The following is a 15,900-nucleotide window of genomic DNA, read 5'->3' as shown; positions in this document are numbered from 1 at the left end:
CCGAGGACAAGACCTACCAGACCGTCGCCCGCGTCTTCAAGGTCGTGCCCGAGGTCCTCAAGCAGGTCCAGAAGATCAAGGATCCCTGGCCGAACGTGGACGCCGCCTCCGGGTGCCTCCTCTACCATTTCGGCATGAAGGAATTCAGCTACTACACCGTGCTGTTCTCCGTCAGCCGCACCATGGGCATGGCCTCCCAGCTCGTGGTCTCCCGCGCGTGGGGAGAGCCCATCGAGCGTCCCAAGTCCATGCCCACCGCCTGGTTCAAGGCGCAGGCGGCGAAGTAATCGAAACAAAGGACCTCTTGCACAGAGGCACGATGGGCGGGGCTTCGGCCCCGCCCTTTTTGTCGAGTAAGCGAGTAGGTGAGTAAGTGAGTAGGTGAGTAGGGGAGTAGGTGAGTAGGGGAGCAGGCCGAGCCGGGGCGGCTAGGGGGCGTCGTCGGCCATCTTCTCGGCTTCCCAGACGTAGATGTACTCCTGCCAGGGGGTGACCCCGTTGCGGTGTTCACCCGTTTCCCGGAAGGAGGCCTTGGCGGCCCCCGTGTGGCGGTCCACGTAGACGGTGCCGGGCCCGTCGAGAAAGGGGCTCCAGCAGGGGAAGGGCTTCTTCTCCGTGACGTAGTTGACGGTGTACTGCACCCAGAGCTGGGGGTCGCCGCCCTGAACGCCCCCGTCCTGCTGGAGGCGCAATCGAATACCCGAACCCGTCAGCTCGGCGCGGCCCTTGATGGCGAAGGAGCGGACCTCGGGCCCCTTGGCGAGCCCCTTGTATTCGTACTGGACCTTTGTGACTCCGGGTACGTTCATGATTCCGGGCAGGAAGCCCGGTTCGAAGCCGCCCACCGACTTTCCCTGATCCTGACACCCCTTGTCGGGGTCCTTGGCCTTTCCCTGACGCATCTGATCCCGGATCTCTTCTCCGATCTTCTCCAGGGGGCTCTTCCACCACTTGGCCACGTCGTCGTATTTGACCTTGAAGCCGGCCTTGGCGGCCTCCTTCAGGATCTGCCCGGCGCCCATGGCCGCCGTGGACCCCGCCTGCTGGGCCACGCTTTCGGCGAAGGCCTTGTAGGCCTTCCCCGCCAGTTCGCCGTAGTTCCAGAACTCCATGACGTAGTTCATCATGTCGATGGCCTGGTTGACCTGCTGGGCCAGGGCCGCCACCCCGCAGAGGTTGGGGTCCACGTCGTAGACGACGGTGCCGTGCCCCACCACCTCCCCGTCGGGCTGGACGACGAAGGCGAAGACCGTGTCGTGGAGGACGGCCACGGTCATCTTGCCCTTCTCTCGAAAGCGCACCTCGTAGCTCGAACCGTGGCCGGTCCACATCCCCACGTAGGCGTCGAAGGGGGCCTGGCTTCGGCTTGTCCCGGCGCCCTGCCCGCGGTTCGAACCGGCGCTGCCCCGCCCCGAGGCGGTGCCGGAGCCCGCGCCGCCCGCCGCGCTTCCCCCAGACGCGCTACCCGATGCCGAAGAAGCGGACGAGGTGGATCCAGAACCCGGTCCCGAGCGCGCCCCGGAACCCGTCCCGGAGGAGCCCGATGCCCCCGTTCCCGCCCCCGCGCGTTCGGAGCCCCGTACCCCGGTTCCGCCGGCGGAGGCGCCGGAGGCTCCCGAAGCCCCCCGCGCCGATTCCAGTGCGGCACGGCTCCTCTGCCACGTGGAGGTGCCCGCGCCTTCTCCGAAAACTTTGAAGGGCAGCACGAGGGTGTCGCCCGACAGGGTGAAGGGGGCGGCTTCGCACCCCAGGTCGAGTTCGGTGAAGGCCAGGGTGATCCGGTTCCCAGAAACCTCGTAGGTCCCGGCGTCCTCCAGGGTTTCCCCCGGCTGGACGGCGCTCAAGGCGAAGGCGCCTCCCGGGAGGAGGGCCAGAGTCACGGTGGCGCCCGTCTTGGGGCGCGTCCCGTCGCTGTCCTTCACGAGAAGCCACGTTCCCTGGAGTCCCTGGGCCAGGACGGGCAGGGCCGCCGCGGCTAGAGCGAGGGTGGCGAGGGTCCGAAAGGTCCGCATGACCGCACTCCTCTTTATCTGAATGGCGCTTCGCACGGAGAGAGTATAGGTCCTCGCGGCGGTCGAGGGGGATCCCGGAGGGGAAGGCCCGTCGGGCCGTCCGCGTTATACTCGCCCCGAACGGAGGCCCCGTGGACGAGGACGTTCTGGAAACCCTCATGGAGCTGGCTTCGGGGCGCCACCAGCGCACCCGCCACGACCTGCGCCTGGGGGACCGGGACCTCACGTCGGCCTTCGAGGAGGTCCTTCGGGGGGAGGGGTTCGTGCCGCTCCGGGTGCGGGACCTCCGTCTCGAACCGGGCCTGCGTCATCCGGCGTGGGTCCTCCGCCATGGGGAAGCGCACTTCGGCCACGTCTTCCTGGAGAAATTCGAGGAGGGATCGCGGCGGCCCCTCTTCGGCTCCGTGGTGAGGGACTGGAGGGGCGACTGGGCGGTGATGCTCACTCGGAGCAGCCGGGAGACGGTCTGGGTCCGGACGTCGGAGTCCCAGCCCTTCGACGAGGACCGGCCCTCCGGAGGCGTGTAGCGGGCCGTGCGGCCCGGGCGGCGGGCCGGGGAGAGTCGAATCATGGGATTCCAGGCGGGCGGTGGAATGAGAAAGGAACCCAGCTGGCCCAGGCCCTCGAGGGCCATGTCGGCGAAAGCACTCTCCGCATTTCTCGAAACCGTCCGCGGCTGGAAAGAGGGCCGCGTCGAGCCCGTCGTGGGCCGAATCCGGGAGACCCGGCCCGACCCCTTCGCCATCCTCGTCGGCACCCTTCTCTCCCTGCGGACCAGGGACGCCACGACGGAGAAGGCCTTCGAACGCCTGTGGCCGCTGGCTCCCACGGCCGAGGCCCTGGCGGGGCTTCCCCTGGAAGCGCTGGAGGCCGCCATCCGACCGGTGGGCTTTTACAGGACCAAGGCCCGGACGCTCCAGGCCGTGGCCCGCCGGCTCATCGAGCGCCACGGCGGCCGGGTTCCGGACGACCTGGACTCGCTCCTTTCCCTGCCGGGCGTGGGGAGGAAGACGGCCAACCTGGTTCTGACGGAGGGGTTCGGCAAGAGGGGCATCTGCGTGGACACCCACGTCCACCGCATCCTCAACTGGTGGGGCTTCGTCGCCACCCGCCATCCGGACGAGACCGAGCAGGTCCTGAGAAGGACGCTTCCCCGCCGCTGGTGGATGTCCGTCAACGCGCTCCTCGTCTCCTTCGGCCAGGAGGTCTGCCGCCCAGTGGGTCCTCGGTGCGGCGAGTGCCCGCTGGCTCCGAAGTGCCCGTTTCCCGGAAAGAAGTCGGCCTCCGGGCCCGGGGCCCGTCGGGGCCGGAAAGACTCAAGTCCAGGTCCCGCTGGCCCGAGTTAGGCACTCGGCAGTTCATCCGGTGCGAACGATCTGGCTCCTTTTTCGGTGGCCGCCGCCGGAGCGCATCCGGATTCGGTCTCCTGTCTGGGATTGCTCTTCGCGAGGCCATGCCTTACGTTTCAACCAAATGGACCTCCGAGGGGGCGCAGGGGTCGGGAGGGACGCCGTGCGAAAGCATCGAGGGATTCTCGTGTCGATCTGCGTGTTCTGGGGTCTGGTCTTCGCCGTGGAAGCCCGGGCTCGGGAGTCGTTTGTGCTGATGGAAGCTTCCGAAGCCGTGGATTTCCTGGAATGGAAAAGGGACATGGCGAGGGCGGGCCTCATCGTACGGCACGCCTTTCCTCCGGCGGGCGGCCTCGTCGCCTTTCCGGAAGAGGATCTCGGACGGATCCGGCTGGCCCTCCCCCCCGGCGCGGTTTTCCACGAAGGGGAACCGGGCCCGGAAGCGCTCGAACGCCTGCAGGCCACCGACGCCGGTCGGGCCCTGCTGGCGGCGTACCTCTCGCTGACCCGGTCGGAGGCCCCACCCGCGGGTGATCTTCCCCCAGGCCTCCCGCTGGACCGCGACGCCTTGGCTCCCCCCGAGCCTCCCGGGCGGGCTCCCCTCGCCGCCTGCGGTGCCACGGCCCTGAAGCGCACGACCTCCGAATACCTGCTGGGCGGAATCTCGGTCAACATCATCCTGCCCGAAAGCAACGGGAGCCTGGACGCTTCGACCGAGAACTGGGACTCGGGCCGGGAGAACACCGTCGTGGGGGAAATCGTCGAGGGCATGAACGACCTGGCCGGGTACTTCGCCGCCAGGGGCCTGGCGTCCTCCCTACAACCCACCTTCTCGTACCACCCGTACTACGGGCGGACCAATGCGGCGGCCCAGACGGCCTACGAACCCATCAGCCGGAGCGCCGACCCGAATAACGATCCGGGGGCGGGAGAAGGACTGTGGGTCCGGGAGATCCTCGGAAACCTGGGATACTCGCCCCTCTTGAGCAAGTGGGACATGGGATACGAGTTCAACGGGGACACCCGCCTGAGCGACGGGACCGATTGGGCGTTCACGGTCTTCGTGGCGGACAGCTACAACGACTCGGACGGCCTCTTCGCCGATTCCCGTTTCGCCTACGCCTGGCTCTCGGGGCCCTACGTCATCATGACCTACGACAACGACGGGTGGAATATATCAAGAATGAACGAGGTGACCCGTCACGAAACGTGCCACATCTTTCATGCCCTGGACGAATACGCGAGTTCGGGGTGCACCTGCTCCCAGGTGAGCGGGTACGTCAATTACGCCAACCAGAACTGCAACCGATCGTGCCTCATCAACCAGAATTGCATCATGAACGAGGCGAGCCGCCAGACGGGGATGTGCGCGTACACGGCCGGACAGATCGGCTGGGGGGACGCGGATTCGGACGGCATCCCCGACCCCGTGGACATCGCACCGGACACCTCCTTCACGGCCTACACGCCCAATCCCACCCGTTCAGGCCACCTCCTGCTCACCGGGTCAGGATTCGTCGTCGCCCGGACCAGCCAGAGCGTGTACGGATACGGGTGCGACGTGAATATCCTGGACGTGGCCGGAGTCTCGTGGCGGGTGAACGGAGGGTCCTGGCAGGCGGCGCTCCCCATCGACGGGTATTTCGACGGGCCCTCCGAAGCCTTCTACTTCAATGCCTCCCTGGCCCCGGGGATCCACGTCTTCGAGGCCGTCTCCGCCGACTCGCTGGGACAGCCCGACGCCAGCGCGGCATCGACCTCCGTCCAGGTGCTGGGACTCCCTGGCGTTCCCGACGGAACGGGGCCTGGCGCCGCGATGCAATGCGCGAAGCTGGACCCGTCCGGTTCCAGCATCCAGATCCAGTGGGACCAGGCGACGTGCAACCCGCCCGGGAACCACCTCGTTGCGGGGTACGGCTCAGGCCTGCCCGCGTCCTACGGGGGGATCTACGTTCCCGGCCTTCCGACGTCCTACTGCAATCTGGGCACGACGGGGACCGTGGTCCTTCCGATTCCCTTCGACCCCTCCACCGATCCGACGCGGTTCATCTGGTGGGTCATGGTCCCCGACGGCGGGCCCGGAGAGCCCTGGGTCGAAGGCTCGTGGGGAAAGAACAGCGGGGCCCTGGAGCGGTCGGGCCCCGGTGCCTACGGCGCCAGCGGCCTTTGTCTCGCGAGCGACAAGGACACGGGCGTCGCCTGCGGCCACTGAAGGGGGTCCTTCCGGCCCGTCGGAAGCCCGCTCCCCCCCCCCCCAAGAAAAGGGGAGCGGAGATCCGAGCGGTGCACGGTCGCCCGATCGAAGGATAGAGACGCACGAAGCAGGAAGGGAGAGGTCCTGGAACGTTTCCGTTCCACCTGTCCCTCACCAGAACCAGCGCCAGGTGACGAGGGATTCGGCGGACTCGCGGTCCACGGCCTTGGAGAAGAAGAACCCCTGGGCGTACTCCACCTTGAGGGCCTTGATCTTGGCGAGCTGCTCACGGGTCTCCACCCCCTCGGCGATGACTTCCTTGCCGAGGTTGTGGGCCATGGTGACGACGGTGCGCACGATCTCCAGGCTCTCGGGGTCGGTGTCCATCTTGGAGATGAAGGACTTGTCGATCTTCACGGTGTCGATGGGGTAGCGCCTCAGGTAGCTCATGGACGAGTATCCGGTCCCGAAGTCGTCCACGCAGAGCTTGACGTTCTGGGCCTTCATCTGGGCCATCATGTCCCTAGCATACTCGGCGTGCTCCATGATGACGCTCTCCGTGAGCTCCAGCTTCACCGTGGCCCCCTCGACCCCGTACTCCCGGAGGGTGAGGTCGAGCTGGGTGGTGAGCTCTGGCCTCAGGAACTGGATCCCCGAGAGGTTCACGCTCATCAGGAGGGGCGGGGTCCGAGGGTGGCGGCTCTGCCAGGACCGGAGCTGCTTGATCGCCTCCTTGAGCACGAAGAGGCCGATGGGGATGATGAGGCCCGTCTCCTCGGCCAGGCCGATGAACTCGGCGGGCCAGACGAGCCCCCGCCGGGGGTGCTGCCAGCGGACGAGGGCTTCGAAGCCTGCGGTCCGGCCTGTCTTCAGGGAGACGATGGGCTGGTAATAGACGTGGAACTGGCCGCTCTCCACGGCCCGTCTGAGGTCCGTCTCCATCTGGAAGAGGGCCACGGCGCTTTGGTGCATGGTGGGGTCGAAGAGAACGGAGCGGGACTTGCCCTGGGCCTTGGCTCGGTTGAGGGCCGTGTCGGCGTCGCGGAGGAGCTCCTCCGCGTTCTCGTAGGCGGGAGTTCCGAGCGCCACGCCGATGCTGGCCGCCGTGAAAACCTCCTGGCCCTCCAGCGCGAAGGGCTCCAGAAGGGCCTTGTGGAGGCGCTCGGCGAAGAGCAGGGCGTCGCGGCCCTCCCGTACGTCCTCGATGAGGAGCGCGAACTCGTCCCCTCCCAGCCGGCTCACCGTATCCGCGGGCCGCAGGCACGCTTTCAACCGCTGGGCGATCCCCTGCAGGATCCGGTCCCCCGCCTGGTGGCCGAGGCTGTCGTTCACGACCTTGAAGCGGTCCAGGTCCATGAGGAGAAGGGCGAAACGGGCCTCCTCGGACCGCCTCGACCGGGCCAGGGACTGCCCGGTCCGGTCCATGAAGAGGGCGCGGTTGGGAAGCCCCGTGAGGGCGTCGTGGAAGGCGTCGTGGAGGATCTGCTCCTCCGCGCGGCGGGAGTCGGTCACGTCTCGCGCCACCAGGGCGAAGGCGACGCCGGGCGAGCCGGGGGGGTTCATCCGCGTCAGGGAGAGGGTGAGGTGGACGGTCTCGCCGTCGGGCTTGGTATGAACGGACTCGCCGGAGAACTCCTCCCCCGCGGCGAGGAGCCCGCGGACCAGGTGGAGCGCCTCCTCGGGGGGGGCCGAGTCGGCGAGCCGGGCCATGTTCGCCTTCAGGAGTTCCTCAAGGGAAAGGCCCAGGCACCGGGCCGCCGCCGCATTGGCGTGCAGGACATTGCCGGCCTCGTCCAGGAGGAGAAGGCACTCCTCCAGCAGGTCCGCGGCGCGCAGGATCTCCTCGCGATGGGTCACCGCGCCGGTTTGGCCGCGGGCCGCCTGGCGGGACTCCTTGTGGGACTTCTTGGAGGACACTTCCCCGCACCCCCTCTCCCTCTGTTTCCGTTTCCGCGGCCGTTGGACACAGGATAGGGGGCGGTCGTCCGTGCGTCAAGGGAGGGCCGAGGCGTCCGTTACGGGCCTTCCTCCGCGCTCCTGGCCCTGGCCCACCGGGCCGGCCCCCACGTGCGGGCCACCCGGGTGAAGCGGACCGAGAGGGACTCGCGCCATCCGTCGAAAATCTGGTAGAAGAGCGGGACCACCAGGAGGGTCAGGAAGGTGCCCGCCGTGAGGCCCCCGACGAAGGTCAGCCCCATGGGGGAGTAAGGGATCCCGACGAAGGCCGCCTTCCCGAAGGCCATGGGGAGAAGGCCGAGAATGGTCGTGAGGGCCGTCATCAGGATGGGCCGGAAGCGTTGCCGGGCGGCCTCGAGAAGGGCCTCCTCGCGGTCCGAGCCTTCCTTGCGAAGCTGGTTTACCCGGTCCACGAGAACGATGGCGTTGTTGACCACCACCCCGGCCAGCAGGATGGTGCCGATGACCGCCATGATGTTGAGCTCCGAGCCCATGGCGTACAGAAGCCACCAGGAGCCGGCGAAGGCCAGGGGGATGGAGGTGATGACCACGAAGGGGAGCATGAAGGACTCGAAGAGGACCCCCATGAGAAGGAAGACGAAACAGATCGAAAGGGCGAGCCCCGCCGCGAAGTCCTGGCCGGCGTTGCCCCCCCTCCCGAGGAGATTGGAGGTGGAAACGGTCATCCCCTGGGGGAGCTGCATGGAATTCACTACCCCCATGACGCGCTTCTCCAGCTCCTTCTTGTCTTTCAGAGTCGTGCTGATCTTGAGGCCCAGGGCCGTCCTCCCGTTGAACCGGCTGATTTCCTGGAGCGCCCTCCGGACCTGGAAGGTCGCCACGGAGGCGAGGGGGACGGTCCCGCCCCCGCGGGTGGGGACGGCCAGGTCCCGGATCTGGTCCAGGTTCTCGCGGTCGGACTTCTGCACCTGGATGCGCACCTCCACGTCCTTGCCCTCGTAGCGGTACTTGGGCAGGGGGTACCCGCGCACGGCGTAGGCCACGAGGCTCGAAAGGACCTCCGGAGAGACGTCGTACTGCTGGAGAGCTTCCCGGTCCAGTTGGAGCCGCACCTCGTCGTTGCCCTCCTCCAGGTCCGTGTCCACGGCCACGACGTCCGGTATGAGCTTGAGGCGGCGGACCACCTCGGGGGAGGTGTCCAGAAGCTGTCCCGTGTCGTCCGCCAGTAGGTAGATCCGCATGTCCGCCTCTCCCGAGGAGAGGCTCTGGGACCAGTTGGTGAATTGGGTGACGCCCGGCTGGGTGGGCAGTTCCTTCACCAGGTGCTCGGCCACCCAGGGGACCTCGAGGTCGCTCTCGCTCATGTCCTTGAGAAGGACGCGGATGTTCCCGCGGGTCTTGCTCGCCCAGATCCGGTAGTGCTTGATGTCGTACTTGTCCCTCAGGCTCTCGACCTTCGCTTCCACCTTCCGCATGAAGGCGTCCGAGTCTTCCAGGGTGAAGGCCCCTGGAAAGTTGAACCCCACCCAGATGTTGCGGCCGCTCCCGTTGTCCTCCTCCGTCATGTGCACCCTCTGGAAGGGCACGGCCACCGTGACCACCACGACGAGGGCCAGAAGGGTCAGGGCGGCGGATCGGTGGTGGAGGGTCAGGGCGAGGAGGTCCACGTAGCGGCGGTTGGCCCACCCCAGCGTCCGCTCGTACACCCGGTCGCACGCCTTGAGGAGCGCCCCCGGCTCCCGGGCGTCCTTGAGAACGATGGAGGACCAGAGAGGGATGAAGAGCAGGGAAACCAGGAGCGATGCCGCCAGCGAAATGCAGATGGGAATGGCGAGCTGGCCCATGAAGAACCGCATCATCCCGTCCTGGGTGAGGAGGACGGACGGCAGGAAGACCACCATGGTCGTGAGGGTGGACATGAGGATGGCGAGGCTCACCTCGCCCGCCCCTCTCACGGCGGCCTCCCGGGCCGTTCGCCCCTCCTCGGTCATGACCCGGGTCATGTTCTCCACCACCACGACGGAGTTGTCCACGAGCATGCCCACCGAGAGCATGAGGCCCATCATGGAGATGATGTTCAGGGACTGCCCCGCGAAGTACATCACCACGATCGTGATGAGAAGGGCCAATGGGATGGCCAGCGTGATGAGGAGGGTGATCCTCACCCGCCGGAGGAAGTAGAAGAGGAGGAAGGCGGCCAGAAGGCCTCCCACCACGCCGTTGTTGAGAAGGAGGCCGAGCGACTCGGTGATGTACTTGGCGTCGTCGTCGAATTTGATGAGCCGCACGCCGGGATACTGGAGGGAGAGCCGGTCCACCTCCTCGTCGATCCGCCGGCAGACCTCCACGGTGTTCGAAGCCGATTCCTTGAAGATCTCCAGCACGTAGGAGGGTTTGCCGTCGATGCGGAAGTGCCGGGTGATTTCCGGGACCCCGTAGGTCACCTTGGCGATGTCGGAGACCTTGAGCCCGTCCCCGCGGACCGGTAGGCCGGCGATGGACTCGATGGTGGGGTAGCGGGCCACGGACCGGACGAGGTACCGCCGGTTCCCCTCGTCCACGTGCCCCGAGGCGAGGGTGAAGTTATCGCTCCTCAGCCGGCGCGTGAGTTCGTAGAGGTTCACCTGGTGGGCCTTGACGCGGTCCATGTCCAGCTCCACCTGGATCACCTTCTCGTCGGCGCCGCCCACGTCCACCTTGGCGATGCCCGGAAGCCGGAGGATCTTCTGCCCCAGGCCGTTCTTGAGGAGGTAGTAGGGGTCCTCCACGTACCCGTCGAACTGGACCCCCAGGATGTACACCGCCTCGTCGTTGGGGTTGGCCCTCTGGAGGTAGACCTCGCGGACGTCCTCCGGGAGGGTTGGTTTGACGCGCTCCACCCGGTCGCGGGCCTCGGCGTAGGCGAGGCCCATGTCGGTGTTGGAGTCGAAGCGCATGCGGACGACCGCGGCGTCGCTCCGGCTGGTGCTCCAGATGCCGCCGAGGTTTTTCAGGGTCCTGAGGGACTCCTCCACGGGCCGCGTGATCTTGTCCTCCACCTCCGTGGGCGAGGAGTTGGCGTAGGGGATCCAGATCCACATGAAGGGCGGGTTGAAGCCGTCGGGAAGGAGCTGGAGGGGGATCCTGGACGCGGCCACCCCCCCGAGGAGGAGGAAGGAGAAGAAAACCATGAGGGTGGTGACCGGTCTTCGAAGGCTGAAGGCCGGTAGGGAGGAGGTTCTCACGGCTTGCCCTCCCCGCCCGGCAAGGGAGCCGGCGGCGCCCCGGAGGCCCGGCGTCGCTCCGCCAGGACGTAGAGGGTCGGGATGACCACGAGGGTGAGGAGCGTGGAAACCGAAAGGCCCGCCATGACGGTCACCGCCATGGGTTGCTGGAGTTCGGCGCCGGCGCCGATGCCCAGGGCCAGGGGAAGGAGGCCGAAGAGGGTCGTGAGGGTGGTCATGAGGATGGGCCGCATCCGGATGACCCCCGATTGCTCCACCGCCTCCTCGAGCCCCATGTTCCGCTCCCGCAGCTGGTTGGTGTAGTCCACCCAGACGATGGCGTTGTTCACGACGATGCCCGCGAGCATGATGACGCCGATGAAGACGAGGATGGAGAAGGGGATGGAAAAGAGGACCAGGACCGCGACGACCCCGGCGAAGGCCAGGGGAATGGTGGCCATGATGAGGAGGGGATGGAGGAGGGATTCGAACTGGCTCGCCATGACGAGGTACACGAGGAAAACGGAGAGAAAGAGGGCCAGAACGAGGGAGCGGCTGGAGGCGTCCATCTCCTCCTTCTGGCCCGCGATCCGGTACCCTTCCTCCGGCGTCAGCGGGAGGCGGGCCATGGCGTCCTCGATCCGCTTCGCGACGCCCCTCAGCCCCAGCCCTTTGAGGTTCCCGGAAAGGACGGCCACGCGCTGCTGGTTCACCCGGCGGATTTCCGAGGGACCCACGCCCGTCCGGATCTCGGCCACGGCCGCGAGGGGCACGGCCGCGGCGGCGCCCGGGTTGACGACGAGGTCGGCGAGCTGGGCGAGATTGGCGCGGTCTTCGGGGCGGACCTGGACGCGGATGTCCACTTTTTCCCGCCCGCGATCGAAGCGGCTCTGCACCTGTCCGAGGACCTTGGTCCGGACCAGAGAGGCCACGGAGGCGATGTCCAGCCCGTACTGCGCCAGGCGCTGGCGGTCGTAGGCGATCTGCACCTCCGGATTGCCCCTCGAGAGGGAGTTCTGGACGTCGGTGAGCCCGGGAACGCCGGCGAGTTCGCCCATGGCTTCGCGGCTGAGCGCCTTGAGCCGCTCCAGGTCGTTGGCGTAGATCTCCACCTCGATGGGGGTTCTCGTGGAAAAAAGGGACGGGTAGCGGACCTGGGCCTTGAGGTCGGGCACCGAAGCCAGGAGCCCCCGGATGGCCTCCAGCGCCCTGCTCTCCACGGCCCGCATCCGCCCCTTGGGCGTGAGCACGACGGTCAGGGTGGAGGAATACTCGCCGCCTTCGGTTGTCGTCAGATCATCCTTGGCGACGCCCGATTGGATGGCCACCTCGGTCACCTCGGGGAGAGCCATGATGTCCTTGGCCAGCCGGCGGACGGTGGCGTCGGTCACTTCGAGGGGGGTGCCCACGGGCAGGGTCGCCTCCACCACCAGGGTGCGGTTGTGGATCTGGGGGATGAGTTCGGCGTCCAATGCGAAAAACCCCGCCACCATGAAAAGGAGGGCGACGCCCACCGAGGCGAGGACCCTCGCGGGACGCCCGACGGCTCCCTGGACGATCTTTCTGTACAGGACCATGAGCCGGTCGTAGGCCCCGTCGAAGGCCCGCAGGGGCCGGGCCAGGAGGCGCCCGGCCAGAAAGCCCCCGGCGCCCGCGGCCCACAGGAAGGCCAGCTCTCCCGCCGCGATCGCCAGCCGCAAGGCGTATCCCGAGACGCCTGCGGCCATGGCCATGAGGGCCATCAGGAGGCGGAACCCGGCCCAGAGGGGCCACCGCGCCGCGAGGAGAAGCCTCGAGAGGCTCCGTCGGAGGGGGGAGGAAGCCTCGGCGCCCGGCGGCAGGGCGGGTCGTCCCGATTCGGGCCACAGGGGTTGACCCAGGGCCAGGAAGGCCGGAAAGGACAGGAGGCGCCCCATTCGGGCCAGGGTTCCGGGGGCCTGTGCCAGGTGTGCCCGGGCCTGGGCCCAGTGGCGGGGAACGAAGATCTCCACGGCGAGGGAGCCGCCGGTCGCGGATCGGCTCGACCACTCCCGCGCGGCGAGCATGGGAATGAAGAACAGGGAGAGGGCCAGGGAGGCCAAAAGGGAGTAAACCACCGTAAGGGAGAGGTCCTTGAAGACCTGGCCGGCGATGCCTTCCACGAACACGATGGGGAAGAAAACCGCCACCGTCGTGAGGGTGGAGGCGGCCACCGCCATCCCCACCTCCCTGACGCCGCGCAGGGCGGCTTCCCGGGGCGGATCGCCCTCCTCCCGGCAGCGGGAGATGGACTCGAGCACGACGATGGCGTTGTCCACGAGCATCCCCACGCCGAGGGCCAGCCCGCCCAGGGACATGATGTTGAGCGTGACCCCCGAAAGATACATGGCGGCGAAGGTGGCGATGACGGAGAAGGGGATCGAAAGACCCACCATGAGGGTGGGGGGGAAGCGCTTGAGAAAGAAATAGAGGACGACGATAGCGAGCAGGCCGCCGCCCACGGCGGCGCTCTTGAGGTTGCCGATGGCCAGGCTGATGAAGGAGGCCTGGTCCGAGACGATCTTCAGGGCAACGTCCTTGGGGAGGCCGTCGGCGAGGGGCGGGGTCCCTCCTCGACCGGGACCGGGGCCCGCCGGTTCTTTCTTCACCGCTTCGGGGGGGCGGGGACGGCCCGAGGGGCCGAAGAGCCTCTGGCGCAGGGCCTGGCTCAAGCCCACGATGTTCGCGTCGGCCTCCTTGAAAACCTCCAGTTCCACGCTCTCCTGGTCGTTCACCCGGGTCACCATGTCCCGGTCCCTGAAGGAACGCTCCACGCGGCCGAGGTCGCGGATGCGGAGGGGGACCCCCTCGCGCTGGCTCACGACGGCGTCCTCGATCTCCCTCAAACTCCGGAACTCGTTGACGGTCCGGACGATGTACTCGGTGGATCCCTCCTTGAGTTTTCCACCGGCCAGGTTGATGTTCTGTTCCGCCAGCGCCCGGTTCAGGGCTTCGATGTTCAGGTTGGCGAGGCTCAGTTTCTGTTCGTCCAGAAAGACCCGGACCTCCTCCTCCAGGCCCCCGCGGACCTTGACGGCCGCCACGCCGGGGGTTTTCTCCAGTTCCCGCTTGAAATCCTGGTCCGCGTAAGTCCGCAGGTCCATCAGGTTGACGGGTCCGTAGAGGGAAATCCGCATGACCGGATCCTGGGTGGGGTCGTACCTCAGGATCAAGGGCTTTTCGGCCTCGTCTGGGAGGAAGACCCTTTCCAGCTTCTCCGAGACCTCCTGGGTGGCCAGGTTCATGTCCGTGTTCCAGTCGAATTCGAGAAGGATGTCCGAGGCGTCGGTCTTGGATACGGACTGAATGCGCTTGAGGTGGGTTACGACCCCCAGGGCCTCCTCGAGCGGGATGGAGACGTTGTTCTCCACCTCCTCCGGCGCGGCGCCCTCGTAGGTCGTGCGGACCGTGATGGTCGGATAGTTCAACTCGGGCATCAGGGAGAGGGGGATCCGGCTCAGGGATACGAGCCCGAAGACCACCACCCCGATCAGGATCATGGTGACCGTTACGGGCCGATCCACGGCCAGCCGGTACAGCGTGCCGGTGGCCTTTTGGGTAGTCTCATCCTGCATGGGGTTCACCCTTCCCTCCTGGGGGCGTGCCGAAGAACGGGTTGTGGAAGGCTCCGACCTGCGGCGCCGGACGAATCTCAGAAGCCGAGGGCCAGGGAGGCGTTGCCGCCTCCGGCGGAAGGCAGGACCTTGACCGGGCTGCCCTCCTTGAGACCGCTCTGCCCGATGGTGACGACCCGGTCCCCGGGCCCCAGGCCCTTGAGGATCTCCACGTTCATGGGGTCGGAAAGGCCCGGCGTGACCGCGGTCTTGTGGGCCTTGTCCTGTCGGACCAGGAAGACCATCGGGCTTTCCCCCTCGTAAACCAGGCACTTCTTCGGCACGACCAGGGCGTTCCGGTGGGTGTCAAGAACCACGTTGGCCGAAAGGAACATGCCGGGGCGGAGGAGCAACGAGGGGTTTTCGAGGGCCACGGTAACCTTGAAGGTGCCCGTGGCGGGATCGGCCACGGGGGCCACGCGCTCCACGGAGCCGGCGAAGGGCCGGTCGGGGAAGGCATCGGATCGCACCCGCACGTCCGCGCCCGGCCGGACGGAGGCCACGTTCTTTTCCGGGACGAACAGGTTGGCCTTCACGGTGGCCATGTCCACGAGGGTGAAGAGCTGCTGCTGGGGCTTGACCAGATCCCCCATCCGGACGAGTCGCTGGGCGACGACGCCGTCGATGGGCGCGGAAATGGTGGCCTTCTCCAGGTTCACGCGGGCCTGGTCCCTGGCGATGCGGGCCTGGTCCAGGGCGTAGCGCACCTGGTCGTAGGTGTCCTGGCTGATGAGTCGTCCGCGGTACAGCTCCTCCGAGCGGGAGAAGTCGGCCTGGGCCTTGTCGAGGGTGCTCTGGGCCATCTGGAAGGACAGGTCCAGCTCCTGCCGCTTCAGGCGAGCGAGGACCTGCCCGCGGCGCACCTGCGTGCCTTCCTCCAGGGGCGGAGCCTCCACGATACCCGTGGTCTCGGAATACACGGGAACCTGGTTTTCGGAGAAGACCGTTGCCGTCAGGTTGAGGGTGGATTCCATGGAGGTGAGGAAGGGATGGGTCACTTCCACGGGGACGGCCTCCGCCTTGTCCTTCTCGGTTTCCTTGTCCCTGGCCTGGACCGGTTTGTCCGGGCTGCAGGCGAGGGTCAGGGAAAGGGCGGCGGCGGCGAGGAGGGCGATCAGAGCTTTCAAGGACGGCATGGTGTCTCTCCCCTTACACCCCTCCCTACGCAAGCCGGGGCCAAAAAGTTCCCCTGTTGGCCGGCAGGGTCGGAGTCGGGGACCTTCGGGGCGCGGAAAAACGGAGGCCGGGGCGCCAGGCCCCGGCCTCCAAGCGGTGTCCAGACGCCACCCGGTGGCTACTTCTTCTTGACGTCACCCGTGGCGGCCCCGTGGAGCTTGACTTCCACCTTCTCTTCGAGGTGGTCGTAGTACTCCTTCAGGACGGCGATGACCTCGGGCTTGGAGAACTCCTTGGGCACGGGCTTGCCCTCGCTCATGAGCTTGCGAAGGAGGGTCCCGGAGAGGAGGAGGCGGGCGCCGCCCTTGTAGTTGCCCTCGTCGTCGATGACGGCCTTGCTCTCGTGCGGGCAGGTCTTCATGGAGGCCATGGTGCCGCACTCGTAGCAGTAGAAGGTCCAGTCCATGCAGAGGGGCT

The 15,900-nt window shown here is 67.2% G+C and carries 10 protein-coding genes; 4 read left to right on the top strand and 6 right to left on the bottom strand.

Annotated features, from left to right (window positions below; all coding sequences use genetic code 11):
• Nucleotides 1-287: citrate/2-methylcitrate synthase (locus AB1824_11160; GenBank protein ID MEW5765522.1), on the top strand; the 287-nt coding region annotated here is incomplete at its 5' end.
• 141 nt (nucleotides 288-428) lie between these two features.
• Here AB1824_11160 and AB1824_11155 read toward each other — a convergent pair.
• Nucleotides 429-2,012, bottom strand: coding sequence for a hypothetical protein (locus AB1824_11155; GenBank protein ID MEW5765521.1), 1,584 nt, complete (start codon nucleotides 2,010-2,012; stop codon nucleotides 429-431).
• A gap of 131 nt (nucleotides 2,013-2,143) precedes the next feature.
• Between AB1824_11155 and AB1824_11150 the strand changes: the two genes are divergently transcribed.
• The 3 genes from AB1824_11150 (at nucleotide 2,144) to AB1824_11140 (ending at nucleotide 5,573) form a co-directional block, all read left to right on the top strand.
• Complete coding sequence (locus AB1824_11150) at nucleotides 2,144-2,539, top strand: hypothetical protein (protein MEW5765520.1); 396 nt, start codon at nucleotides 2,144-2,146, stop codon at nucleotides 2,537-2,539.
• A 105-nt stretch (nucleotides 2,540-2,644) separates the two neighbouring features.
• Nucleotides 2,645-3,358 carry an endonuclease III gene (nth, locus tag AB1824_11145; GenBank protein ID MEW5765519.1) on the top strand — a complete coding sequence of 238 codons (714 nt, stop codon included), beginning with the start codon at nucleotides 2,645-2,647 and terminating at the stop codon, nucleotides 3,356-3,358.
• Nucleotides 3,359-3,524: 166 nt separating this feature from the next.
• The gene (locus AB1824_11140; GenBank protein MEW5765518.1) at nucleotides 3,525-5,573 is read left to right on the top strand and encodes a hypothetical protein; all 2,049 of its coding nucleotides are present in this window, start codon (nucleotides 3,525-3,527) and stop codon (nucleotides 5,571-5,573) included.
• Nucleotides 5,574-5,726: 153 nt separating this feature from the next.
• Here the strand turns inward: AB1824_11140 and AB1824_11135 are convergent, their stop codons facing one another.
• From AB1824_11135 to AB1824_11115, 5 genes are all read right to left on the bottom strand, one after another.
• The gene (locus AB1824_11135) at nucleotides 5,727-7,472 is read right to left on the bottom strand and encodes an EAL domain-containing protein (protein ID MEW5765517.1); all 1,746 of its coding nucleotides are present in this window, start codon (nucleotides 7,470-7,472) and stop codon (nucleotides 5,727-5,729) included.
• Between the two features lie 98 nt (nucleotides 7,473-7,570).
• Complete coding sequence (locus tag AB1824_11130) at nucleotides 7,571-10,696, bottom strand: efflux RND transporter permease subunit (GenBank protein ID MEW5765516.1); 3,126 nt, start codon at nucleotides 10,694-10,696, stop codon at nucleotides 7,571-7,573.
• Nucleotides 10,693-14,268 (bottom strand): efflux RND transporter permease subunit, encoded by a 3,576-nt coding sequence (locus AB1824_11125; protein ID MEW5765515.1) that lies wholly within the window; start codon nucleotides 14,266-14,268, stop codon nucleotides 10,693-10,695. The genes AB1824_11130 and AB1824_11125 overlap by 4 nt, the downstream gene beginning before the upstream one ends.
• Before the next feature lie 77 nt (nucleotides 14,269-14,345).
• Nucleotides 14,346-15,443: an efflux RND transporter periplasmic adaptor subunit gene (locus AB1824_11120; GenBank protein ID MEW5765514.1), complete on the bottom strand. Its 1,098-nt coding sequence runs from the start codon at nucleotides 15,441-15,443 to the stop codon at nucleotides 14,346-14,348.
• Between the two features lie 158 nt (nucleotides 15,444-15,601).
• The coding region (locus tag AB1824_11115; protein ID MEW5765513.1) for a hypothetical protein at nucleotides 15,602-15,900 on the bottom strand (299 nt) is incomplete at its 5' end.

The sequence above is a fragment of the Acidobacteriota bacterium genome (assembly GCA_040752915.1).
GTDB lineage: Bacteria > Acidobacteriota > UBA4820 > UBA4820 > DSQY01 > JBFLVU01.
This window is presented reverse-complemented; position numbering and strand designations above follow the sequence as displayed.

What these genes read in the sequence shown, in the direction of transcription:
- AB1824_11120 (MEW5765514.1), bottom strand. Translation starts at nt 15,443, where the DNA reads ATGCCGTCCTTGAAAGCTCTGATCGCCCTCCTCGCCGCCGCCGCCCTT.
- nth (MEW5765519.1), top strand. Translation starts at nt 2,645, where the DNA reads ATGTCGGCGAAAGCACTCTCCGCATTTCTCGAAACCGTCCGCGGCTGG.
- AB1824_11155 (MEW5765521.1), bottom strand. Translation starts at nt 2,012, where the DNA reads ATGCGGACCTTTCGGACCCTCGCCACCCTCGCTCTAGCCGCGGCGGCC.
- AB1824_11125 (MEW5765515.1), bottom strand. Translation starts at nt 14,268, where the DNA reads ATGCAGGATGAGACTACCCAAAAGGCCACCGGCACGCTGTACCGGCTG.